The organism is Paenibacillus mesotrionivorans (genome assembly GCF_046098205.1).
Taxonomy (GTDB): domain Bacteria; phylum Bacillota; class Bacilli; order Paenibacillales; family NBRC-103111; genus Paenibacillus_AR; species Paenibacillus_AR mesotrionivorans.
In genome coordinates this window covers 139,742-165,985 of record NZ_JBJURJ010000005.1, presented here as the reverse complement: position 1 = coordinate 165,985, position 26,244 = coordinate 139,742, and the positions used below count along the sequence as shown (strand labels likewise).

12 protein-coding genes are annotated in these 26,244 nt (G+C 55.5%); all 12 read left to right on the top strand.

What is annotated here, in order from left to right:
• Positions 1-9 precede the first annotated feature (9 nt).
• The 12 genes from ACI1P1_RS09000 (at position 10) to ACI1P1_RS08945 (ending at position 26,143) form a co-directional block, all read left to right on the top strand.
• On the top strand, positions 10-1,272 hold the full coding sequence (locus ACI1P1_RS09000) for an MFS transporter (RefSeq protein ID WP_416216040.1): 1,263 nt from the start codon (positions 10-12) through the stop codon (positions 1,270-1,272).
• Positions 1,273-1,475: 203 nt separating this feature from the next.
• Positions 1,476-2,531 carry a PT domain-containing protein gene (locus tag ACI1P1_RS08995; protein ID WP_416216039.1) on the top strand — a complete coding sequence of 352 codons (1,056 nt, stop codon included), beginning with the start codon at positions 1,476-1,478 and terminating at the stop codon, positions 2,529-2,531.
• A gap of 497 nt (positions 2,532-3,028) precedes the next feature.
• Positions 3,029-4,042 (top strand): hypothetical protein, encoded by a 1,014-nt coding sequence (locus ACI1P1_RS08990; protein WP_416216038.1) that lies wholly within the window; start codon positions 3,029-3,031, stop codon positions 4,040-4,042.
• Between the two features lie 266 nt (positions 4,043-4,308).
• A complete protein-coding gene (locus ACI1P1_RS08985) occupies positions 4,309-10,374 on the top strand; it encodes an S-layer homology domain-containing protein (protein ID WP_416216037.1) in 6,066 nt (2,021 codons plus the stop codon).
• A 549-nt stretch (positions 10,375-10,923) separates the two neighbouring features.
• On the top strand, positions 10,924-13,392 hold the full coding sequence (locus ACI1P1_RS08980; protein WP_416216036.1) for a beta-galactosidase: 2,469 nt from the start codon (positions 10,924-10,926) through the stop codon (positions 13,390-13,392).
• 233 nt (positions 13,393-13,625) lie between these two features.
• Positions 13,626-15,965: a helix-turn-helix domain-containing protein gene (locus ACI1P1_RS08975; protein ID WP_416216035.1), complete on the top strand. Its 2,340-nt coding sequence runs from the start codon at positions 13,626-13,628 to the stop codon at positions 15,963-15,965.
• A 251-nt stretch (positions 15,966-16,216) separates the two neighbouring features.
• Positions 16,217-18,175 (top strand): right-handed parallel beta-helix repeat-containing protein, encoded by a 1,959-nt coding sequence (locus ACI1P1_RS08970; protein WP_416216230.1) that lies wholly within the window; start codon positions 16,217-16,219, stop codon positions 18,173-18,175.
• A 130-nt stretch (positions 18,176-18,305) separates the two neighbouring features.
• Complete coding sequence (locus ACI1P1_RS08965; RefSeq protein ID WP_416216034.1) at positions 18,306-19,286, top strand: ABC transporter permease; 981 nt, start codon at positions 18,306-18,308, stop codon at positions 19,284-19,286.
• 14 nt (positions 19,287-19,300) lie between these two features.
• Positions 19,301-20,194: a carbohydrate ABC transporter permease gene (locus ACI1P1_RS08960; protein ID WP_416216033.1), complete on the top strand. Its 894-nt coding sequence runs from the start codon at positions 19,301-19,303 to the stop codon at positions 20,192-20,194.
• Between the two features lie 182 nt (positions 20,195-20,376).
• A complete protein-coding gene (locus ACI1P1_RS08955) occupies positions 20,377-21,891 on the top strand; it encodes an ABC transporter substrate-binding protein (protein ID WP_416216032.1) in 1,515 nt (504 codons plus the stop codon).
• An 834-nt stretch (positions 21,892-22,725) separates the two neighbouring features.
• The gene (locus ACI1P1_RS08950) at positions 22,726-24,411 is read left to right on the top strand and encodes a response regulator transcription factor (protein ID WP_416216031.1); all 1,686 of its coding nucleotides are present in this window, start codon (positions 22,726-22,728) and stop codon (positions 24,409-24,411) included.
• 40 nt (positions 24,412-24,451) lie between these two features.
• Complete coding sequence (locus ACI1P1_RS08945; RefSeq protein WP_416216030.1) at positions 24,452-26,143, top strand: sensor histidine kinase; 1,692 nt, start codon at positions 24,452-24,454, stop codon at positions 26,141-26,143.
• Positions 26,144-26,244: the final 101 nt, after the last annotated feature.

Sequence of the window (26,244 nt, the reverse complement as noted above, 5' to 3'; positions counted from 1 at the left end):
GAAAACGAGATGTCATTGGTTCTACAGCAAGAGAGACCGGCCGCAAGCCTGCTGCGCAACAAGGTGTATGTCCGGGTATACAGCGCATACGCGGCGGCGACCTTCGGCGATTGGTTCGATGTATTGGCCATCCAGGTGCTGGTGGGGTACCGGTGGCAGGTAAGCCCGCTGATGCTGGCGCTGATTCCCGTAGCCGTCGCTCTGCCCGGCATTCTGCTGGGCTCCGCCGCAGGTGTGGCTGCAGACAAATTGAACAAGCTGAAGCTCATGCGGATCTGTGATCTGACAACGGCAGTGCTGACCCTGCTCGTCCTGCTGGCGCCGAATATGGCGTGGCTGCTTCCGATCATCGCGCTTCGTGCGGCAGTCTCTACCATGAATGTGCCGGCTCAGCAGGCTCTCACCCGTCGTCTGGTCAGGGAGGACCAGCTGCTGCAGGCCACCTCCCTGAATGGAATCGTCAACCAGGGCTCGAAGCTTGCCGGCCCGCTGCTTGGCGGACTTGCGTTGTCCTTTTTGTCCCCTCAATGGTGTATTCTGCTCTGTGCTTTCTTCCGGATCGGCTCCTACGGTCTTTTGTTTACCGTCCGGAATGCGGAGGCCGCCCAGGCCCACACGGGGATGAATGAAGATGACCCAACTGCGCAAAAACAAACCCTGAAAGCCATGTGGAAGGAAGGGTGGAGCTTTATTTTTCGCAGCAGGCTGCTGTTATTTACGATGCTGTTCGGCTTGGCAGGATCGATGGCCATTCAATTGGTGGATTTTCAATTTACCAGTCTGTTTCGGATGATCGCCCCGGACCAGGAGGCTATGCTGGGCTGGATGGTGGCGGCTGCGGGTGCAGGCGCAGTTCTGATCATTACCATTCTGAGCAAGCGGAATAGTCCGGGCGGTTATGGCTGGAAGCTGGGCGGGGGATATATGCTCATCGGATCGTCAATCGGAGGACTGGGTTTGCTTCCGGTGGGCAGCTCTATCCTGCCTGTACTAGCATTGGGGTTTGTATTGGGACTTGGGAACGGCATGTTTATGGTCACCTTCCATTATTGCCTGCAGAAGGAAACGCCGCCGCATATGACCGGACGGGTATTCGGCATCCAAAGCACCGTTTTGGGTTTTGTGATGATAGCGGCGCCTCTGCTTGGCGGGGGGATGGTACAAATGGCGGGACCGGCCCGTATCTTCTTCATCCTGGGGCTGGTGATTGCCGCCATCGGGGTGGTGGGAGTGCTGTTCCGGGGGTTTTTCTGGCCAAAGCCGAAAGCTTGACCTGGGCATTACGCATATTTGGGGCGCCTATTCAGGCGCCTCTTTTGCTTTTGTCTGCAGATGGCGAATTCCGTTGGATGAAATGTAGAAATATGTTGGATGATTAGACAAAATGGAATTTTATAGATAGATCAGTTAACATTTTTCTTATATAATGGAAGAGAATAAAGGATTGGAAAATTTAACCGTATGGAGGATGAGAAATGAGATTTAGCCCCAAACGAATGTCGTTGTCCCTGTTGGTAGCGGTAGTGATGTCAGTATTTGCTGTGGTGCCTGCTTTTGCAGAGGACGAGAGCACGGTTGTAAGCGTTTCCGATAATCAGGAGATTACGATTCACTCTGTGGTCGGCAAGGAAAAAGTTAATGGAACTGCAGATCTCATTCACATTAACTCGTCCAGCTCCATTTTCTTCGACGGATATGACGATTATGGTTACCAGGGTATCACCTTTTATCCGGAGGCTGTGCTGAAGGACGGGAAGCTTGAATTGGGCAAAGGCCAAGAGTTGGAATTCATGGAGAAGTATTATGTCGTCAAAACAGACGATGATTTCCCGAAATATACGACTAAGCTTCCGGAATCCGGTGAATACTTTATGTCCGCCGGCAACTTTGCCGTTCTGGAGCAGAACGGCGTTTATGAAATCGCTTATGCCGCCAAACCAGGAGCCGACAAAAAGAGCTTTTTTGTACAGCTGACCTGGGCGGATGAAACAGGCGGACAGCCGGCAGCGGAGCCAACGAAGGAACCGGCCCAAGAGCCTGCGAAGGAACCTGCTAAAGAGCCTGTGCAGGAGCCTGCGAACAAACCGGAGCTGAAGCCGGCCGCCGCGGTTCCCACCGCCTCCAAGGTAATGGTCAACGGCAAGGAGGTTGCTTTTGAGGCGTACAACATCGACGGCAACAACTACTTCAAGCTCCGTGATTTGGCTAAAGCAGTCAATGGCTCCGGCAAACAATTCGAGGTGGGTTTTGATGCAGCCAGCAATGCGATCAGCCTGAAAGCAGAAGCCGCTTATACCGCGGTTGGCGGCGAACTGGAAGCCTCCGGCGTGACCGGAAACCAACAGGCTGTTCCCAGCAGCTCCGCATTGATGCTCAATGGTAAAAAGCTGGAGCTTGGCGCCTACAACATTAACGGCAACAACTACTTCAAACTCCGGGACATTGCCAAGGCCTTTAATATCGGCGTCACCTGGGACGCCAAGCTGAACATGATCGGCATTGATACAGCCATTGATTATGTAGCGGAATAACGATAACACGACAAGGAAGAGGCCCGGTTTTGGGGCCTCTTTTTTTGTACAAACGCAGGATTTCCCGTTATAGGGTGTCAAGGAAAACTGCTTTTCTGTAACGGAACTCTGCGGCACTTAGCGGGCAAAATTGCAGGAAAACCGGCGCTAACGGAACGGAGAGGCTCTTAAAGGAGCTGGCGGCGGATATCACTCCCACTTTCTCGCGCTAAGCGTCTCTGGGTTCCGTTAGCGCAAAAAATCATCAACTATTGACTCCTAAGTGTCATATAGTTCCGTTAGAGCGGACAGCCAACACTGCTGAACGGACAGACTGAGTAGAATTATTAGGATTGTCGGCTCACATGAGGGGAGAGAGACCCATCCTGTCGGTATGCACAATGGGCTTTTTCTTGGATATCAATCTGCTAAAATAATAGAATTTGTATAGAGTTGATCATATATTTATTATATGATGGGAGAGGTTGGTGGAAAAATTTACGTATGGAGGATGAAAAATGAGAGTCGGTACTCAGAAAATATCGTTTGCTGTAGCGCTGTTCATGTTGATGTCTGTCTTTTCTTGGACAGCTGCTTACGCTGATGATGGTCACAATGCTGTTGCTGATATTTCCGAAAATCAGTCAATTAAAATGCAAAACGTTGTGGACAGTGAGAGAATAAATGGAAATTTGTTAGTTTTTTATATTAAAGCTGATGAATCCACTACCATTTCTTTCGATGGTAGGCAAGATTATGGATTTCAGAATATAACGTACTATCCTAAAGCAAAACTAAAGGATAGAAACCTTGAACTTGGTCAAGAGGAGCCATTGGCTTTTAAGAAAAAAGACTATGCTATCAAAAAAGATGATGGTCGTTATACGTATACATCCCAGCTTCCGGAAGGCTTTACTGGAGAATATCTTATGGCTGCCGGAAATTATGCGGTACTGGAGAAAAGCGGATTTTATGAAGTCTCTTATACCATAGCCCCTGGCGCCAAAAAAGGGAAATTTCTTGTGAAAGTGACCCAAACCGGAGATCTGACAACAGTCGAGCCAGACCAAGAGCCGGTGAAAAAACCGGAATTGCAGCCTGCAATCGCGGTTTCCAATGCTACTAAGGTGTTTGTAAATGGTAGAGAAATTGCTATAGAAGCATACAATATTGATGGCAACAATTATTTTAAACTTCGCGACTTGGCTAAGGCTCTTTACCATACAAATAAGGAATTTGAAGTCGGTTATGATACTGCGAGTCAGGCTATCAGTGTGAAGTCTGATACAGCATATACTCCTGTCGGCGGTGAACTGGAGATATCCGGGGCAGTAGGCGAGCAACAGGCTGTTCCCAGCAACTCCGAGGTTCAGCTTAATGGGAAGACTCTGGGTATCGGTGCCTATTACATCAACGGCAATAACTACTTCAAACTTCGGGATATTGCCAAAGCTCTGGATTTTAGAGTAATTTGGTCCAACGAGATGAATGCTATCAGCATTACTTCCGTAATCAATTATTTTGAGGATTAAATCTGAAAAAAGGAATACCCGGAATGGCGCTTATACAGGCCATTCCTTTTTTATGGGCTCCCGAGGGACGTTTTCGGAAAAATCATACAGCGGATGCGGACAAATCTGCGGGAAGCAAACTGGCGTAAACACCAGCCTTTCCGACAAAATGGAGGAGAGGATGCGGCAGGTACGTTGGAGGCCGGACGAGTCCTATATTCGTTAGGGGGAATTCTCTGTTTGACTGGACTACGGTAAGCCATGACAAAAAGGGAGGTTGATGGTTAATGGGAAAATGGTTTCGCAAAGGGTTGGCGGCAGCACTCAGCCTGGGTATTTTGGCAAGCGCTTACAATTATCCTGTCCCGCAGGCAGCCGCTTCGGCAGCCGCTCCGGTGCTTGTCCAGGCATCACCGGAGAATGTGATGCCAGACAGCACCGTGCAGCTGATTGGCGAGGGGTTGGAGGGGGCGGTGATCGGTCTGCGGCTTCTGGAGGATCGGGATCCCGGAGCCGATACGGCTGCCCAGCTTGTTTCGCCCAGAACGGAGCAGGATGTGCCCGGCGGGGCGGGTCAGCTGATTCAGCCTATATTTACGGATGCGTCCGCCGCATCCGCTGTTATTCCGGCAGGGGTTCCCTACGGTCAATATGCGCTGTATGCGCAAAATCCCGCAGGTGGGGTCAGCGCGCCGGTATTCGTCAACAAAACGGATGTGCTCTATGTGTATCCCAATGTGCTGAATCTGGCGAAGTCCCGTGAGGTGACGGTAATCGGCACCAATCTGACCCGGAATAACGGCAATCTTCCCGGAGACAGCCGGGTTTGGCTGCGGAACAAAGCTACGTCTGCGCTTTCAGAGGTAGCAGTTCATTCCGCATCTCCTTATGAGGTGGTATTCCAGGTGCCCGAAGGGGCGGCGGCCGGACAATATGACGAGGTGTGGGTGCATAACGGACACGGCGGCGAATACGGCTGGAGCAAAACGGACATTCGTCTGGTGAACACACCGGCGCCGGCCGGTATTTTTGAGGTGACGGCTTACGGGGCTGTGGCGGATGACGGGGTGGATGACACACAGGCCATCCAGTCGGCCATTGATGCGGCGTCTGCCGCCGGAGGCGGGACGGTGCGTCTGCCGGCAGGCGTGTTCCATCTGGATAAGGAGCAGGCCCCGCCGGCAGCGGGACTGGTTAAGCTGATCCCGGCCGACCTCTTCGGCGGCACTCCCTCCTACGGGACGGACCGGGAATATTTCCGCGCCTTCGATTCCAACAGCGCTACCTTCTACGATTATAACGGCACAGGCTCCGGCTATGTGGGCATCGATCTGGGGGACGGCAATGCCCGGCAGGTAACGGCCATCCGCTATTTCCCGCGGCCTTCCACCAATGCCACCATTGACGCGGATATGATCGGGGGCCGGTTCCAGGGCTCTGTGGACGGCACAACGTATACGGACCTGTACACGATTCCGGCGAAGCCTTCTTTTAACGGAAATGTGGCGGCGGTGAACAATCCCGGGGTTTACCGCTATCTGCGGTATATTCCGGCTGAGGGCAAAAAAGGCTACATTGCCGATTTGGAATTTTTCACCGGGACCGCCTCCGGTTCTTTGGTTGTGGGCGCTAAGCCTGAGACGGGCCTGCAAAAGCTGACGCTGAAGGCGGGGGTAACTCTGAAGGGGCAAGGAGCGGAGGCCACCGTTCTGAAGTATTTGGACACCGGTCCCACCGGGGGTAAGGACAACGGGGAAGGCCCGGAGATGATCAGCATAGCGGGCTCCGGCTCCGGCATCGAGGATATGCGGATTGAAGGCAGTGCCAGTGTGGACAGGGGGATCGTGCTGAAGGATAGCCTTCAGGATGTGACCATCCGCAATATTGAGCTGCGGACCTGGTATCCCGGACTGGCCAAAAAATCCATGTTCGGCGGCATCTGGGGGGATGGCGGCAACACCGGCTTCAGCAGGATCGCAATCCTGGACAGCATCATTGAATCCGGGGGAGCCATTACGCTGAACAAGATGTCCAACAGCCGGATTTCCGGCAACACCTTTCTGGGCAAAGCCTGGACGCCGGCCAACTTTGCCAATTCGTACCAAAACCTGTTTACGGATAACCGGATCGACGGGCGGGATGATAACGGCAAACGCGGCGGCGCCCGGGGCTTTAACTTTACCCTGCACCCCCGCTGGGGCAGCTTCAAGCCCACGGCGATGAACTATATTGCCCGCAATGATACTCAATATATCGGCAACGAAACCACACCTACCAATGACGGGGAGATTCTGTTGTTTGATGCACTGGTGGATGTGGACACTGATTTTACGGGGGATGGCAATAAAATTCTTCATTACGGCAATGTATATGCCGCAGATGTTTCCTCCGCCAGTGTGAAGGGCATGAAGTGGGATGCCAATGTGCTGAGGGACGAGTATGTGCTGGTTGTAGAGGGCAAGGGGCTGGGCCAATACCGCCGCATCACCGGGAACACGGCAGACACCGTAACGGTAGATCGGAGCTGGACCATTGTGCCGGATGCCACCTCCCGTGTGGCCATCAGCCGGTTCTTCTACAAGAATATTGTGACGGACAACACCGCCTCCAATAACAAGGGCAATGATATGCGGATGTACGGGCAGGCGTTGGGGAATATTTTTGACAACAACCGCTCTGAGCTGGGCAGCGGAGGTTCGCCCACAGCAGGCAACGGGGGGACGGTGATTAACAGCTTCGACCGGAACCTGACCACCTTCCACCCGTCCTATTACAATGTGATCAAACATTCTGCGGGCTCCCGGGCGTACATGGTCTTCGGCGGCGGGCTGCGCATCGATTCGCCCCGGTCCGTAGCGGCGCTGGGCAATGTCATAACGGATAATACGGTCCGGTCCCTCTATATTGAATCCGGCGGGTATAATTTCTTCCCGGCGCCCAAGGCGAATATCCGGTATAACGTGATGGAGCATAACAACGTACAGACGCAGGTGAAGCTGGACAGTCCTGTGGCGGCGTATACCATTGTGCGGGAGAACCAGGTCCAGATGCCTGGAAGCACACCCGAGCAGCGGTATTATGATTTTGGGACGGATACCGTGTTTATCGAAAATGGAATCCGCCTGCCGGTGCGGCAGCCTACGCCCCCTGCACCGCCGGAAATTCCCGGGGACGGCCCCATGCCTAACCTGCCGGGGAACAAGATGGTGCTTCAGGAAGGGATGAACGGCTATGACGGGGCGGCGGATGCCAGCCTGATGTCCCATTGGCAGGGGGTCGGCAATAATAACGGAGCATACCCCGAGTTTGAGATGGCCCGGTATAACGGGACGGGGACAGATGACAAGTTTGCGCTGGTCCGTTTCGACCTGACGCAGATTCCGGCAGACCGGACCATAACGGGTGCGTTTATTGAGCTGTACCACACCCAGACTCGGGCTTCGTCGGAGAACTTCAAAACCGTGGATGTGCACCGGGTCACCAGCCCCTGGGAGGAGGGCAACGGCTACGGAGGCGGCACCAACATTGATGGCAATCCGGTAGGCACAGTAGTGGACGGTGAACTGATAACCGGGGTGAGCCTGAATACGAAGCCCAGCTGGGAAACAGGCTCGGAGACGGCCTTGGATAACGTCATTACCTCCTATGTGCCGGGGCGGTGGTATCATTTTGACGTGACGGCGGCGGCCCGGGATTGGATTGCCCATCCGGAGCAAAATTTCGGCGTTGTGCTGCTGGAGGATGTCCCCTCTACCGCAAACGGCACCCGGACCTTCGCTTCCTCCCAATACTCCAGCGTAACGCTGCGGCCCAAAATCACCGTGTTCTATTCCGGTGAGCCCATTACCCTGCCGCCGGATTCCGTTGCACCCGGTGATGTGCTGGAGCCTGCGGTATCCAACGGGGACGGCGAAGCGCTGATTACCTGGAAGGATGCGGCGGACACCGATATTTTCAAGGTGCGGATTTACAACGGGACTGAGGTTGTGGCTGAGGCCGAGCGCGGAGTACAGAAGGCCCGTGTGGAAGGTTTGGTCAACGGACTGCCGGTTAATCTCCGGCTGGTTAATATGGACGGCTCCGGCAACGAGTCGCCGGGAGTGGCCGTGCAGGTTTGGCCCCACGCGGACCGGTCGGTCTTCTGGAAGGGCATCAATCTGAACGGGGAGGCAGTGAGGATTGACGGCCGGGATTGGCAGTCCTACAATGCCGCCAAGGCCGAAGGCTTCACGGGGGTGACGGGGGCCGGGGCAGCGCCGGTAGCGGGGAAAACAGCCAATTTCCCGCTGCCGTTCGAAGATGACTACGATTTGACTCATATGATGAACACAAATCTAAGCGTTTCGAAGCAATCCCTGAAGCTGGAGCAGACGGTAACTGAAGGCACCTATCAAACCTACCGGGTGTACCTCTGGTTTATGGAGCCCTCCGCAGACCGGAACCGCTCCTTCCATATCAATGTGGAGGGCAGCCGGGCCGCCACCATGGCGGGCAGCGAGCTGAGGAACCATACAGTCAGGTACGGGCCGTATGACACCCGTGTCCAGGACGGCAAGCTGACCGTGGAGCTGCTGAACGTAAAGGGCGACCCGATGCTGCAGGGCATCGAGATCTACAAGGATTATTATTCCGCGGTTACGCTGAAGGATCTGCGGGCAGGAGAGTCGACGGTGACCGGCTTCGTTTACGAGCCGGGCAACTATACAGTGCTGCTGCCTTATGGTACTGTGGCGGCGCCTGAGGTGACGGCGGACGCCTTTGATCCTTCCGCAGCGGTCACGGTGACTCAGGCGGTTTACGCTCCCGGCACGGCGACGGTGTCCGTTATGTCCGCCGACCAGGCGCAATCCGCCGAGTACCGGATTGCCTTCCAATGGGAAGAACCCGGCGGCAATGCGGATTTGCAGCGGCTCTGGGCGGGCGGAGCGATAGTGCCGGATTTTTCACCGGAGGTAACAGTCTATACTATTGTGCTTCCCTTCGGTACCCCCGCCGCTCCGCGGGTCACGGCTGTACCGCTGGACCCGCGGTCACAGGTGGATATTGTGCAAGCCGACGGGCCGGAGGGTACAGCCAGCGTCACCGTCACAGCCCATGGGGGTGCAGTGAAGGTATATGAGATCCGCTTCCGTCTGGAGGCTCCGCCCACTTCACCACCCGATCCCGTTGACACCGGAACTCCGGATTATACCTATACCGGTCCTGGCGGCAGTACCGGCAGCATCAGCCATGAGCTTGGAACAGTTGCAACCTCCGGGGATACGGCTGTCCTGACCGTTTCCTCTGCCAAGCTCAGCAGTTTTGTCCGCACGGGGGAACAGGACATCGTTATCGATGTAAGCGCAATGGGCCAAACCTCTGCCAAGGCAGTAGAGCTTCCGGCAAAGGACTTGTCCGAGCTGCAAAAAGCGGGCAAAACAGTGGTGATTCAGAGCGGCGACGTTCATCTTTTGCTGCCCCACGGCTCATTGAAGCTGGATGGAATTACGGACAATATTAGGGTGATGATTGCCAACAGCGGGGAGGCTAAGGGAACGCAGGCCGGTCTGGCGGCCCTCAGTTCTATGATCAGCATCTCCGTTACAGCTGGAGACCGGGACGTGAAGCTGGCTCAGCCGTTGGAGGCAACGGTCAAGCTTCGGGGAACGGGTGATTGGCGCAAGGCAGGCCTATACGTGTACAACCAAAGCAGTGGAAAGTGGGATTACGCAGGCGGTAAGGTTAACAAGGAGAAAACCGGGATTGCCTTCGAGATGACGGAATCAGCTCAGACATCCTATGCGGCTTTTGTTTACAACCGGAACTTCGCCGATGTTCCCGCCACCCATTGGGCAACGGATATCATTCAGGTTATGGCGGCCAAACATATGCTGGACGGGGTAACGGAGACGGATTTCTCCCCGGAGGCAAGTGTGACACGGGCGGAATTTGCCGCTATGGCCGCACGGCTGCTGGGATTGCCGGCCACGGTTTATACCGGCGGGTTTGCGGATGTGGACCCGGGTGACTGGTACGCAAACATTATTGCCGCCTCCGTTCGGGAGGGCATTCTTGAGGGATCAGCGGAGGGCATTCGTCCGTTGGACCGCATTACCCGCCAGGAGATGGCGGTAATTATCATGAGAGTATACGGGAAGACCGCCAATTCTCCAAATAGCAGTCAGGCTGGCGCCGTCTCATTTGCGGACAACGGGGAGATTGCTTCTTGGGCCAAGGAAGCGGTGGCTCAAGCCCAGCAGACCGGATTGATCAACGGCCAGCCCGGCAACCGGTTTGCGCCGCTGGATACGGCCACTCGGGCGGAAGCGGCCGCAGTGTTGTACCGGCTGTTGGATAAGCAGGAAGGACATTAAGAAACCTTTCATTTAAACCTCGAAAGGGCTGTTCCCAAAGCCCCGGCATAACGAAGTTGGCGGAGAAACGTAAAGTTTATCCGTCAGCTTTTTTTTGTTTTCTTTAGAACGTCCTCCAGTGGGCTGACTGCTGCCTGTTAGGGTACTGTGCTTTTTGCGCAGTTTTTTAACAGTGGAGCTGAACTCGAAAAATCATATATAAAATTCCTTTTTATCATGAAATAACCGTTTATACTCGGTTTTTCATATCTATTAGGCCCATTCCGCTCCTACAACCTGATTTATAGTTGAAAAATCGTGTTTAACCCCTCCATTAAGCCTCGCCCAACCATTTTATATGCGAAATTTCATGTTCAGGTGTAAAACGGGTGGGAATGCAGCTTGCCACGTGTGGTTTATTTGGGGACAAATGCGCAAAAATCACACACCTCCCCGGCACAATTGTCGAACTTCAGCACTTCCCCCTTCCCGCCCCAATAAAGGACAATAAAGAAAAACGGCACGGCCGGACCATAACCGGCCATCACCGACCAAAACGGGGGAGCAAACATGGGACATATCCGCATCGAAGGACGGACCATCCAGATTGACGGCAAGGAGGTTTTGCTGCGTTCCGGAGAGATCCACTATTTCCGGATTTACAAGAGCCGCTGGAGGACCATGCTGGAGAAAGCCCGGGACAATCATTTGAACACCATCGCCACGTACATCCCCTGGGATTTTCATGAGCCCGAGGAGGGGAGGTTCGACTTTACCGGAGAAACCCTTGCCGAGCGGGATGTGGTGGGTTTTCTGGAATTGGCCTCCTCCATGGGCCTGTACGTCATAGCCAAACCCGGCCCCTTCATCAATGCCGAATATGTAGACGGGGGACATCCGCACTGGATGTACCGGCAATATCCCGAGACGGTCAGCGCCAAGCCGAACGGCAGTCCCGCCTTTTGGGTAGGGCAGGGCAATCATGTGCCGCAGCAGCTGGGGGATCGTTTCCTGGAGCTGGCGGAGTGCTGGTATGCTCAGGTGATTCCGCTGCTCAAGCGGTTTTCCATCGAAAACGGCGGCCCCATCATTCTCCATCAGCCGGATAACGAAATGAATCTGCTGTTTACCGGACTTGATCCGGAGGGTTCCTTGTATGACCCAAAGGTATTGGGTGACGGAGACACGCCAGGGCTGTTCCAGCATAGCCTGCTGGAGCGGTTCGGCAGCCTGGAGGAGCTGAACCGGCGATACGGAACGAAAGCAGCCGGCCTGGCCGCCATCCATCCCAAGCTGCAGGGAACGGATGCACAGGGCAAGAAACGGCTTTATCTGGACTGGATGCGGTTCCGTACGGAATATGTCTACCGGTATGCCGCCCTGCTGGCCCGTTGGAGCCGCAAATATGGCCTTCAGGTACCCAACACCTACAATGAGCCCATCAACGGCTTTTTCCGCGGCCCGGGCAATCATGCCGCTTTCGCCGCGTACATGAAGGAGCAGGGGGAGGAGATTCTCACCACCTGCCACTCCTATCTCAAGTACGGGTACCATATGGATGCCAACGGACTTCCCAAAATCGTCTTCAGGCTGGAGGCGCTGAAGATGCAGGCCCCGGACCGTCCCGCCATCGCCATCGAGGTGGGAGCAGGCTGGATGACCCTGGACCAGGTGCCCAACCATCTGAATTATCCGGTGCATCTGCGCACGTTGCTGGGGCACGGGATGGACGGGTACAATTATTTTATTTTTGCCTCGGGGGAAAAGGGCTTCAGCCGCACCTATGTGACGGACGCCTATGATCTGTTCGCCGATCCCGTATCCGCCTACGGAGAGGAGAATACCGTCTACCGGATGACGGGAGAGTTCAACCGGTTTGCCGCCGGGTGGGAGCGGGAGCTGGCCGGAACGGCCAAGGCCTATGACGCGGTGATCGGCCTGTCCCAGGAGCTCTACCTGCTGGCGCAGTATGCGGGCAGTGAGCTGTCCGTGTTCGAGGATCACTCCTCCGGTGCCTCCACCCTGTCGGCCAACCGTTCCAAGCAGGTGGTGGACAGCATCGAGGCTCTCACCAAGATGCTCACCATGAGCAACGTCCAGTTTGCACTGATGGATCTGGATATGCCCAACCGGGAGCCGGGATTTCCGGAGCTCCTGATTATCCCCAACGACGGCACCTTGTCGAAAGAGGCGATGGAGTACGTGATGCGGCATGGGGAAAAAGGGGGCAAGGTGGTCTTTTATCCGGAGGTTCCCGTTCAAACACCGGATGGCCTTGACCTGCCCCTGCTTGCACAGGCAACAGGCTTCCGGCTCCGCCGGGAGATCCCCCGCTTCGGGCTAACAGCCGGGGACATCGGCCGCCGCTTTATGCGGATGAAGGAGCTGGACGGTATCCCGGCGGACCAGCTGAACACGCTGGAGCTTCCAGGCGCGGGCAGCTGCCTGATAACCTACGAAGGCGAAACCGTCGGATACCGGCATCCCTTCGGCAGCGGAGAGGCGCTGGTGCTGGGGTTCGCCCCGCAGTTTACCGGATTGGACAATGTGGAGTCGCTGAAGCTGCTGCTGCTGCCTCTGCTGGCGGAGGGCCGGGCAGTCCACGCGGAGTACGACATCTACCATACCGTGGTTCGGAGCAAGGATGGGTTCCAACTGGTGACGGCTGTCAACACAACAGGGGCAGAGCGGTGTGACCGTATCCGGCTGAGGCGGAAGGGCGGATACTTGACCTTTCCCCAACAGTCCGTTTTGTACATTGCCCCCCTTACAGCGCGTATGATGCCAACGCTGGTGCGCTTGCCTTATGGCGAGCTGGTGTACTGTACCAGCGAGTTGGTGCCGCTGGATGACGGCTATACCCTTTGGGAGGCGGCGGGCACACCGGGCACCAGCGGGGAAATAGCCTTTGACCGGCCTGTGCGGATCTTCGCAGACGGTCGCCCCCTTCCTGTCACCGAGCAGGAAGGGCTGCATATTGCCCTGTACACCCACGGCCACGAGCCGGTTTCCCTCCGGGTGGAGGCGGCTGGTGCTTAGGGCGTGTCTGAAAACCCGCTTGAGGGCATCTTTCACCACCTTTTTGTCCCATCCTGCGTTACTTTCGCTTGACGTACCCCCGGTACGCCTTCACGAAAGTGCCTTGCCTGAAACAAAAATTTGGCAAAATCAGCTCCTCTCGGAGTTTTCAAACTCACCCTAACCGGAGCAAGCGTGATATAATCGGTTCACACTAACCAGTCAGTTCATACTAACCAAATGGAGGGAGTCAGATGAGGCTGTTATCTGCCTACCGTTCGAGAAAGTATCTGCAGCGGATTCTGCTGTCCATTTCGCTCCTGATTACGCTCACGTTATCCCTCACCGCCTTGACCCTGTACCGGTATTCGGAGAAAACCGTCAGGGAGACCCAATATGATGCCAATATGAAGGTGCTCTCCCAGGTCAACTCCAATATCGGGCTACTTGGCAAAATGATCGATACCCAAGCCTTCAACCTGTTTGTGGACCATGATATCATCGCCATGCTCTACGGAGCGCCGCTGGATGCCTTCGAGCAAGCCAACAAGCAGTATAAGCTGGACAAATGGGTCAACAGCAACACGTATATCGATTCGGTCATCCTCTACAATGCCAGAATTGACGGCTTTTATGCCGGAGGCAATCTGGATATCCAATACGAAACGGCCTTGACGGCCCAGCTCCGCCAATACCTGTCCCAGCCGGACCGGGTATCCAAGGCGGAGCTGGTGCCCATGAGCCTGAAAACCGCCGCCAACCCGGAGCACAATGTATTCAGCTATATGCTGTATGAGTCCAACACCGCCTACAAACCCGGCAGCAGCGCCCTGATTGTGAATGTGAAGCCGGACTGGGTATTTGACAATATCCGGCGGCTGAATGATATCGGCACGGAGCAGGCCGGCAAGCTGCTTGTTATTGGAAAAGATGGCAGCGCTTTCGGAGCAGATTTGAAGCCCCAGGAGCTGGACCCTGCTTTGTCCCAGACCATCGGGGAAAGCCGGGGGAAGGAGGAGGGAAAACCCGGGCTGTTTTCTTTGGTGCTGGGCGGGGAAAAGCAGCTGGTTACCTATATGCCTACGGATATGTTCCGCTGGACCATCGTCAGCCTCCAGCCCTATGACACCCTTTTTGGAGCGCTTGCCCGCTGGAAAACCACTACACTGGCGCTGACCGCCGGTTTTTTCCTGGCCTCTCTGGTGCTCTCCGTGCTGGTTTCCCACCGGCTCTACGGGCCCATCCGCAACCTGGTCGGGCAAATCCGGGTCAGCGGCGGCGTACTGGGTGAGGACCCGTCCACCCCTAAGGATGATCTGGCGATTTTGTCCGAAACCTATAACCGGATGCTGGAGATCAAGGAAGCGGCAGCGGACCCCAAGCTGGCGGAAACGGATCTGCGCCTGATCCGCAACTACAACCTGCGGGGGCTGTTGGCGGACAGTGGCGCGGTCTCCCGGACGGAGCTTCAGGAGCAAATCCGGGAGCACGGCCTCCATCTGGAGCCGGATTCGGCTATGATGGTGGCAATTCTGTCCATCGACCACTACCGCCAGTTTGACCAGACCGCCTCCAAGGCAGAGAAACGGCTGTATGCCTTTGCAGTGATGAACATTGCGGAGGAGGTGATCTCCCGGCATTACCGGTGCGAAAGTGTGGATTTGCGGAGCGGCCATTTTGTGATGATTATCAGCGGCTTCGAGCCGGAAGGCTTCGGGGAAAAAATCGGGGAGGCCATGCGGGAAATCATCGGCATTGTGGAGGCGTATTACCGCCTCAGCCTGTCCGTTGCTCTTGGACCGGTGTTTACGGGTCATGAGGATATGTCCAAAAGCTACGAGCTGGCTCAGCAGGTGCTGGAGTACCGGGTGGTGTACGGTCCGCGCTCTATCATCGCGTATGAAATGGTGAAGGCCCGGCTGGATAACCGTGACTTCAATCTGCCGCAGGAGCTGGAGAAGCGGCTGGCGGAGGCGATTAAATCGGGCAATGCCGCCGCCTTCAGCGAAACAGCCCAGAAGCTGTTCCAGTTTATGGGCCGGCTGCACCCGGACAATATTTACCATGCGGTGCTGCTGGTGCTGGCCGCTGTTAAGCAGGCGGTGGGAGAGATGAACACGAACAAGCTGAGGCCCTTGTCCGTGGACTGGAACCAGCTGCAGAAGCAGCTTTTGGAGAAGGAGACCCTGGACGCCATGGCGGAGGAACTGGCTGCTCTGTTCCGGGAGCTGCAGAAGCAGCAGGAGGACGGGGACGCCGGGAAAAACCGGATTTTATTCGATACCATCAAGGAATATATCGAAGACCGCTATGAGGACCCGAATCTAAGCCTGCAGGGCATCGCCTCCATGCTGAAGATGTCCTCCGCCCACGTGGGCAAGCTGTTCAAGCAAAGCGAGGGTTTGTCCGTGGCCGAGTATATTACGGAAATCCGGCTGGCCCACACAGTGCGGCTCCTGGAGACGACGGACCGGAGCGTATCTGACGTTATGGAGCGGGTGGGCTTCATTAACCGGAGCAATTTCTACAAGCTGTTCAAGAACAAATTCGGGGTAACCCCCAATGAGTACCGTCTGAAAAAGGTGATTTATTAGCCGGAAGAAGACGCATCGGACCAGCGGGTGACCGGATGCTGCCGTGGCAGGTCTGCGGGCAGGGGAATATGCCTTCAGCCTGCCTTTTCCAATACAAAAATGCGGGATTCATATGCCTGTATAGACAAAAACGGATAATTCGCACTGTGCCTCATGATGCAAAATGGGGCATGATTGCTGTACGCGGAAAATAAAGCGCTTACATTACATTTGAGACTGCCGCGATACCTCCAAAGGGAGTGATCAACGTGATGAAGAAGGTTTGGGGAAAGGCGGGTCGTTTGTGGATTGCGGTTTTGCTGTTATGGTCGGTGGGAGTGTCTATGGCTCCTCCACCCGCACAGGCGGCGGGTAACTATTATGTGGCGTTGAATGGCAATGACAGCTGGTCCGGAACCCTGGACGCCCCCAACAGTGCCGGGACGGACGGTCCTTTCCGCACCCTCGCCAAAGCAAGGGATGCCATGCGGACGGGCACGGTCAAAACCACTCTGATCCGGGCAGGCACCTATTACATGTCCTCTACCCTGGTGCTGACATCAGCGGACAGCGGCACCCGGTACCGGGCCTATGACGGGGAAACGGTGACCTTAAGCGGCGGAGACCGGGTGACGGGATTTGCGGCGGAGGGCAGCGGTATCTATTCCGCCTCCTTGTCCACCCCCACGGACATGGAGCTGATTTTCGACGGGACCCGCCAGCGGATCGCCGAGAAAAAGGCGTATGACGCGGCCAATCCGTATACCTACGGGCATTATTTCGCCGACGCCCAAACGGCCATGAACAAGGTAAAGTTCAAGGCGGGGGAGGTAACCGCCTCCGATTACGTGCCCGGTTTGAAGGTGGAGACCTTCGCTGTCCGCCGCTGGGAAAATGACCTTTTGAACGTCACCTCCATTGATGCTGCCAATAATCTCTTGAATCTCTCCGGCAATGTCCGGTACGTGATCTCCACCAACGGCACCTACCGGCTGCTGAACAACCCGGCTTATCTGGATGAAACCGGCGAATTCGCCTACCGGACCTCCGACAGCAAGCTGCTGTTCAAACCTGCGGACAGCGCCAAGCTCCTGAGCCAAGGAGCGGTGGTGCCCCGGAGAACCATCCTGTCCCTGGACGGCGCCGGCCAGGTGGTAGTGGAGCGGCTCAGCTTCACCGATACCCCCTACAGCCAACCTGCCATTGAGCTGAAGAACGGCGCCAACGGCAACGGCTTTTACAACAACCGGTTCCTGAATGTGGGCAAGGGCATCATCCTTACCGGCTCCAGCAGCAACAATGTCAACCACAACGAAATGGCCCAGATCGGCACCACCGGGGTGGAGCTGGCCTACGGTGCGGACTCCAACGCAGTGAACTGGAACTACATGCACCATATCGGCCTGGTCAAAAAAAGCGGAGGCGCCGTCATGGCTTACGGCGTCAAGAACAACCGGATCGACCATAACCGGATTGAATATACCGCCCGCTACGGCATTTCCATCAAACGCTGGGATACGGCCACCATCCATACGGGCAATACGGTGGAGTACAACAAGATCCGCTTCACCAACCGGGAGACCCAGGATACCGGCGCTATCGAGATGCTGGGCCGGGGAGGCAATGATACAGATACGATCCTGCGCTATAACTATATCGAGGATACCGGCGGGCGGATGAGCGACTGGACCAACCCGGTTTTCCAATACCCCTATGGCGCGGACGGCATCTACCTGGATGACGAAACCAGCGGCGTGGAGGTAACGGGGAATTTTATCAAGGACCACAGCCGGGCGGCGGTATTTGTTCACGGCGGCGACAACAATGTGATCCGCAACAATGTGGGGATCATCGGACGGAGCATCTGGAAGGGCCTGGGGCATGAGGACGGCAAGGACAAATTTGTCCGGCTGGAATGGGGAACCACCCAGCATGTACCCTCCAATACGGTGATTGAGCGCAATATCATCTACTCCAAAACCGCCTCCTGGCCCAAGTATCTGGACTTCTTCACCGGCGGCACCTATACCAGCGACTACAATCTGCTGTACCAGGTGCCTAAGCTAAGCGGCAAGGATGCCAGCTCCCTGGTGGCCGACCCGCTGTTCACCAGTGTGTCCTCCAACAACTACAAGCTGCAAGCAGGCTCTCCCGCCTTTGGCTTAGGCTTTGTGGAGCTGCCCTGGACGGAGTGGAGCACCGTGCATTCTCTGGCAGGCGTCCAGCCTTAATGAGCTTTCCCTATTTTTCGCACACCCCCTTCCTCCGGAATTCATACAAAGGCTGAGTTTTCGGACTTTCCGTGAGCCGGGTTTCCTTGGCATGATAAGGGTGCAAGGAGCAAAGGGAAGGGGGGACAACATGGAACGCATTATGCAATCAACCGCGGACAAGACGGAAGCGGCCGCAACCCCAAAGAAGGTGTCGCGGCTTGCCCGGGAGTGGAAGCATCTGAAGCGAAATCTGGAGATGATCGGTCTGATCTCGCCCGGTCTTCTGTACATTATTATCTTTTCCTACCTGCCCATGTTCGGAATCGTGCTGGCCTTTAAGCAGTACCGGTTTGACAAAGGCATCTGGGGCAGCGATTGGGTGGGTTTCCAGAACTTCAAGTTTTTCTTCGTGTCCGAGGATGCCTGGCGGATAACCCGGAACACGGTGTCCTACGAGCTGGGCTACATTCTTCTGACCACATCGTTTGCATTGCTGTTCGCCATTCTGCTGAATGAGATCAGCCGCAAAAGCACCAAGGTGTACCAGACGGCACTGTTCTTTCCGTATTTCCTGTCCTGGGTGGTGGTGAGCTATATCACCTACGCGTTTTTGGACCATCAGACAGGGTATCTGAACACCATTCTGGGCTGGTTCGGTATGGAGCCGCATAAGTGGTTTCTCGAAAAGGAACCGTGGCCCGTCATTCTGAACGTGGTCAGCCTCTGGAAAAAGGTAGGGTTCTCCGCGCTGGTGTATTACGCCGGCATTATGGGCCTCAACCAGGAGTATTACGAGGCCGCCCGGATCGACGGGGCCAACCGCTTCCAGATGGCGGTGAAAATCACACTGCCGCTGCTGACGCCGCTGATCACGATTCTTTTGATTCTGTCGGTGGGCGGGATTTTCAACGGGGACTTCGGGCTGCACTATTTTATCCCCAACAATGCAGGTCTGACCTATCCCACCACAGATATTATCGACACTTATGTCTATCGGGCTCTGCGCAGCGTAGGGGATGTGGGCATGTCGGCAGCCGTGGGGCTGTACCAATCCATCGTCGGCCTGATTCTGGTGGTCGCGGCCAACGCCGTTGTACGCAATCTGGATAAGGAAAATTCACTCTGGTAGAAAGGGGAGTCCACATGCACAAATCTATGAAACCCAGCCGGATCTCGCAAGCGGCCATTCATCTGCTGTTTATCCTGGTTACCTTGTCCATGGTGCTGCCCTTTCTGCTGGTGGTGTCCATTTCCCTCAGTTCCGAAGCGGATTTGATCCAAAATGGCTACTCCATTCTGCCCCGGGTATTCAGCGTCGAGGCCTACAGCCTGGTGCTGCAGGCGCCGAAGGCCATTCTCCAGGCATACGGCGTTACCGGAACGGTGACCATAGCGGGAACCTGCTTCGGCCTGCTCCTGACGGCGATGACCGCCTATGTGATTTCCCGGCAGGACTTCCGCTATAACCGGATCGGCACCTTCATTATTTTCTTCACCATGCTGTTTAACGGCGGGCTGGTGCCCTCGTACATTCTGATGACCCAGGTGCTCCATCTGAAGGATACCCTCTGGGCGCTGATTCTGTCCGGGATGCTGACACCGTTTAACATTATGGTCATGAAGGGTTTTCTGGGCAAAATCCCCGGGGAAATCATCGAGTCCGCCAAGGTGGACGGCGCCCGGGAGCTGACGATTTTCTTCCGGATTATTCTTCCGCTGGCCTTGCCGGCCTTGGCTACCATTGGCCTGTTTATCTCCTTCGGCTTCTGGAACTCCTGGTTCCCTGCCATGCTCTATATTGACAATCCCAACCTGGTGACCCTGCAGCTGATGCTGGTGCGGATCATGGACAGCATCGAGTTTATGACCCAGAACGAGCAGATGCTGTCGCAGTTGGGCACCACACCCAAGGATTTCCCGGCGCTGTCCGCCCGGATGGCCATGGTGATTCTCGCCGCAGGTCCGATGCTGCTGGTGTTCCCGTTCTTCCAGCGGTACTTTGTGCAGGGGCTGACAGTAGGTTCGCTCAAGGGGTAGGGACTATCTTCAATCCCGCTTGAGGGCATCTTTTATCGCCACAATCTGCCCCCTTGGAGTTTGAAGACAACCCTAGGGGCTGGAATGCTTAATTTCCGAAGGGAGTGATGCATGCTGCACAACAGGCTGGATCAGGTAGGCCCGCAACAAGTAGAATGAACAATAAGGGGAGGTTGTTTTCCATGAGTTTACTCAAAAAACGCGCATTCTTCGGCATTCTCGCCGCCGGTCTGGCCCTGACGGGCTGCGGGGGCAATAGCAACAGCAGCAGCAGTCCGGCTGCCACATCCGGCTCCGCTGCACCTTCATCGGCAGCACCCTCTGCAAGCACTCTGCCGCCGGTGGATCTGGTCTGGTACTATCTGGATGGCACCGCCCAGCCGGATCTGGCTTCCGTGGAGACAGAGGTCAACAAATACATCAAGCCCAAAATCAATGCCACTGTGAAGCTGAAGCCTATTGCCGGTGCAGATTACGAGCAGAAGATGAATACCATCCTGGCAGCAGGCGAAGCCTTCGACATTGTGTGGACCTCCGACTGGCGATTTAATTTCAGTAATAACGCCCAGAAGGGCGCCTTCCTGGAGCTGGATGCCCTGCTGGACAAAAATGGCTCCAAGCTGAAGGCCAGCCTGCCCGCCTCCGCCTGGGAGGATGTGAGGATCGGCGGTAAAACCTACGGTGTGCCCAACTACCAGATTGCCGCCAAATCCGCAGGTTTTGTGGTCCAGAAGCGGTTTGCCGACAAGTATAAGCTGGACATCTCCAAGATCAAATCGTACAAGGACATCGAGCCCTTTTTTGAGCAAATCAAAAAGAATGAACCAGGCATTATTCCCTTCGGCATTAACAATGACTTCTACTCCCCCTCCGTATACGGGGTCAGCAGCCATGGCAATGTCATTGCCTACAGAGTAAACGGCGACAAGGTGACGGTGGAGGACTATTTTGCCACTCCGGAATATAAGCAGCATGTGGCCATGGCCTACGACTGGTACAAGAAGGGGTATATCAACGAGGATGCCGCTACCTTGAAGAACAAGGCGGATGTGGAGAAAAAAGGCGTGTACGCCACCACCTTCGACTATACCCAGAAGCCAGGCGGGGAAGCCGCTGCCAAGGCCGGCAACGGTGGGAATGATGTGGTGTTTGTGCCTCTGATGGAGCCGGAGTTTACCGGCGTCACCGCTACCATCTCGGCCATCAGCCGCACCTCCAAAAACCCGGACCGGGCCATGATGCTTCTGGAGCTGGTGAACACCGATCCCGCTCTATATAATCTGCTGTCCTTCGGCATTGAGAACAAACATTACACCAAAACCGGCACCAACACCATCAAGGATATTGCCGGCGGCGGTTACGCTCCCAACATGAACTGGGTCATGGGCAATGTGACCATCGGCTACTTGATGGACGGTCAGGCCGCGGATACCTGGGAACGGACCAAAAAAGCCAATGATTCGGCGAAGAAGCCTTATCTCTACGGCTTCAAATTCAACAGCGAGCCGGTGAAGGCTGAGATGGCCAACCTGAAGGCGGTGGAGAACGAGTTCCGCAAGGTCATCGAAACCGGCACCGTGGATCCCGACAAATATTTGCCCCAGTTCCTGGACAAACGCCTGAAGGCGGGCTCCGAGAAGGTCCTGGCGGAATACCGGACGCAAATCGATGCGTTCCTGAAGAGCAAGGCCAAATAAGCTGGCTGGAGGAGGGGACCGCTGGGCTGGATTGTGGTTCCCCTGCCCTGGCAGGTCGGGATAACCGCCCGTCAGGGCTTTACAGCGCGCAGCTTCGCGGAAAGTAGCGGTGGCTGTGCGAGAGCAGGAGGGTAAGCAAGGGGGATTTGATACCTTCCGGGGATAACCCGGAAGGTTTTTTTGCGTGGATTCGGCGCTGTGTGCGTAAGAGGGAGATGGGAAGCCGGGGCAGGCAGGAGCACATTTGTGTAAGCAGCAATCATTATCTGCTAATTCTCTGGATGGGCCCATTTTGCTGAATAGCGACATAAAATGTCTGCTAATTCTCTGAATAGGCCCATTTTGCTGAAATACCGACATAAAATGTCTGCTATTGCTTCAAATCAGGCTTAAAATCGGGGATTCGGATGGATTAGCAGACAAATAATGTCGTTATGATGACCGAAAGCAGCCATGTTCGGCATATAGCAGACATTTGCGGTCCGCTATCATTCTGTGTACAGTATGTAACCGACATTTATGGTTCGCTATCATTCTATGTACAGCATCCAGCCGGCATTTGCGGTCCGCTATCATTTTCCCCGTATTCTGCTGCTCTCCCCCTCGTGTTTCTCTAACCCCTGCCGGGTATCCGCCGCCCCTATTCCCTCTGGCATCCTCCGTCTATTTACTCTACACTGGATGCAGGACAGGTGGTGAACACCACCGCTTCGGGAATCCGCGTAAAATAGATCACCAACAAACAGGAATACATCATAAGCCGCCCCGCCGCCCATGCTAACATGGGAGTAAAAGAAGCTGGCGGACAATGGCCGGAGCAAAGGATGATGTGCGGTGTACAGAGTGCTTGTAGTCGATGATGAACCTCGGGTGTGCGCCGGAATTAAGGATTATCTGTTAAGCGGCCCGCTTCAGATTAGTGATGTGGAAACCGCTTCCAATGGATTCGAAGCCTTGGACTGTCTGCGGATGGATGCGTATGATCTGGTGATGACTGACATCCAGATGGGTATGATGAACGGCATTGAGCTGATGGAGGCCATCCTGCTGGAGCAGCCTCATCTGCCGGTGATCGTGATTTCCGCCCACGAAAAATTCGATTTCGCCAAAATGTCTCTCCGCCTCGGCGCCAAAGATTATCTAATTAAGCCGGTGGAGCTGGAGGAGCTGACCCAGGTGGTGGGACGGGTGCTCCGGGAGAAGGAGGAGGCCGGTCGGCTGACCCTGCGGGAGTCGGCCCCTAAGGACAGCAGCGAGCTGCTGCAGAAGGCCAAACGGCAGGAGGCGCTGATGGAGCTGGTGACCGCCAGAGAACTGCAGGAGAAGGACTACCGGGAGCTGCTCCAGGATATCGGGGGAACCTTGAAGGAACAAGGGGCCAGCTGCGGCATTGCCATCGTACATCTGGATTTGAGCAAGGGCGGCTTTAGTCAGCAGGAGATTACCCTGGGCGACCGGAAGCTTCTGAAATATGCTTCTATTAATATTCTGGAGGAAAGTCTGTCTGACTGGTGCGGCGTCGCCTTCAACGGCTTCGGCAACCAGTTGGTCTGCGTGATTCAGCTGGAGGCGGAGGAGGCCGCCGGAACCCCACTGCATCTGAACTCCCGGCTGAATCTGATCGGCCAGACCATCGTGATGAATCTCAAGCAGTACCTGAACGTAACCGCGACGGTAGGCTTAAGCTCCCTCAGCGCCAGCCTGTCCATGCTGCCCAAGCTGATGGAGGAGGCGGAGGCAGCCATCGAATGGCGGAAGCTGCACCCGGACAACCGCATTCTTTATTATGCGGATATGGCGTCTCTCGGCAGCCTGCGGATGATGGACTGGGTGGCCAAGGTGGAGGTTTTGGTGCAGAAGCTGAAGGAGGAGGACCGTTCCGAAGGAATGGAGGAGGACGGTTCGCCCCAGCCGAGGCCGGTTCTTGGCCCCAAGGAGGAGCTGCAGGCCATGCTGATGATGCTGGATGGTCTTGCCGGGTCGGAGGGGCTTTTTCACAGCTGCTTCGGCATTCTGGTGTACCGCCTGTACGGCCTCCTGTTCGACTATGGGGTTGACAAAAGCGACTCCTTCCGCCGTTTGGACCCGGATCTGTACTTTCGGGGAATGGACCCCGGAGTCAAGTCCCAGGCGCTGATCCGTTATATGCAGGAGCTGTCGGTATTATTGAAGGCCTGCATCAGCGAGCGGGACCAGACGGTGGTGACCCGGATCAAAACCTTTATCCAGAGCCATTACGGCAATCATGAGCTGAAAATCCAGGACATCGCAGGAGAGGTCCATTTTAGCCCGGCCTACATCAGCTATCTGTTCAAAAAAGAAACCGGCGCCAACGTCTGGGACTACGTGTCGGAAGTGCGGATGGAGGAGGCCAAACGGCTTCTGGCCGGGACGGACCGGAAGCGTTATGAAATTTCCTATCAGGTGGGCTACCAATCGCCGGAGCATTTCAGTCGTATGTTCAAACGGTTGACGGGCATTACGCCAGCGGATTACCGCAAGGCGTTCAGGGGGAATTAATCTGAGACTCCAACATAAGGTCATCCTGGCGTTTTGTCTTTTGATCATCGGGCCTTTCCTGGCGGTGGGCTGGATCTCCTCCTCCAAAACCTCCGCCACCATTCAGGACGAGGTAGGCAAAACCATGCTCCAATTGGTGAAGCAGAACCATGCCATGATGGAGAATACGCTGATTTCCGTGCGCGACAAAACCATCACGTTCCTGGACAATTATTTCTTCAGCAATCCGTCGCAGCTGGCCTTCTGGACGAACATCAGCACCATGGGGGAGCTGACCGAGGCAGATGCCATTCTGGGGCGCTGGTCCTCCGACGGGACGGAGTATGCCTTATACCTCAAGGAAGAGAATATGCTGCCTGTGGATGCCACCACCAAAAGCAAGGGGATTATCTACCTAAGCGGGAACGAGGAGGAGTATCCACCCTGGGCGGAGGCGACCCTGACGGAAAAAGGGGCGGGAGTAGTCCGGCTGACCAGCACCAGCAGCGGACTGCCCACGGTTTCCTTCACCCGGACGATTCTCCATCCAGAAAAGTATGAGGAGACTCTGGGTTTTTTGGCTGTGTCCAAGCTGGAGGTGCTTCTGATGAAGAATATGATCGCTGTGCAGCTTCCCAAGGATGCGGCGATTTTCCTCTACGACAGCCGGGGTGAGCTTCTGATGCAATACGGGGAGGGCACGCTGCTCCCGGGGGAGCTGCCTGGTTCACTGGGCAGTCAGGAATCGGGGTTTTCCTACGCCAGCGGCAGCCATGCCCATTTATATGCGGTATCCTATGAAAACGGCTTTGGCACCCGGCTGGTCTACAAGATTCCGCTGGCCTCCATTACCGGCAACCAGACCCAATTCCAGCGGACCATTACCGTCATGCTGGGGGTCTATCTGTTATTTGTGCTGTTGTTCGTGCTGTATCTGATCCGGGATATTATTAAACCCTTGGGCAAGCTGGTGATGTTCACCCGGGTGTATGAGCCGGGCCAGCGGCTGCCCTTCGACACCTCTCTGCCGCGGCAGCGGACAGACGAATTCGGCCTGCTGTACCAGGCCTTTATCCGGATGACCCAGCGTTTGGACCAGTCCATCGAGGAAAATTACGGCATGCAGATCAAGCAGAAGGAGCAGGAGCTGTCGGCGCTGCACTCCCAGATTACGCCCCATCTTTTGTATAATACCCTGGATTCCATCTATTGGTATGCGCTGGGCAGCGGCAATCAGGATGTGGGGAGTATGGTGAAGGATCTGTCCAAGCTGCTGCGCATCGGATTAAGCAAGGGCAAAAGCATCATTACTGTCAGCGAGGAGCTGGAGCATGTGCAGGCCTACATCCGTCTTCAGATGAAGCGGTATCCCGGTGTTCTCGAGGTATTTTGGGAAATTGAGGAGGGGGTGGAGAGCTGTATGGTGCCCAAGGTGGTGATTCAGCCGCTGGTGGAAAATGCGATTTTCCACGGGGTCCAGAGTATGGACGGGGAGGGCCAGCTGTGGCTCCGGGTGAGGCGCCAAGGGGAGCAGCTGCACATTCTGGTGGAGGATAACGGCTTTATTCCGGTGGACTTGGCGAAGCTGCGCCAGATCGTGGACGGCACGCTTCGGGACAAGGGGTATGGCATCCGCAATGTGCATCAGCGCATCCAGCTTCATTACGGCGAAGCCTACGGGCTGGAATACCGGCTGCGGCCCGAGGGCGGTCTCATCGCTTCCATTGTGGTGCCCGTTCAGATCAAAGATTAATTGCTCAAATTTTCATTGGATAAATTTACAAAAAATTATCGTGACATTTCTCTGACTCTATTTTAGAATGATTATTGTATGGTGTTTTTTGGCCTACATAC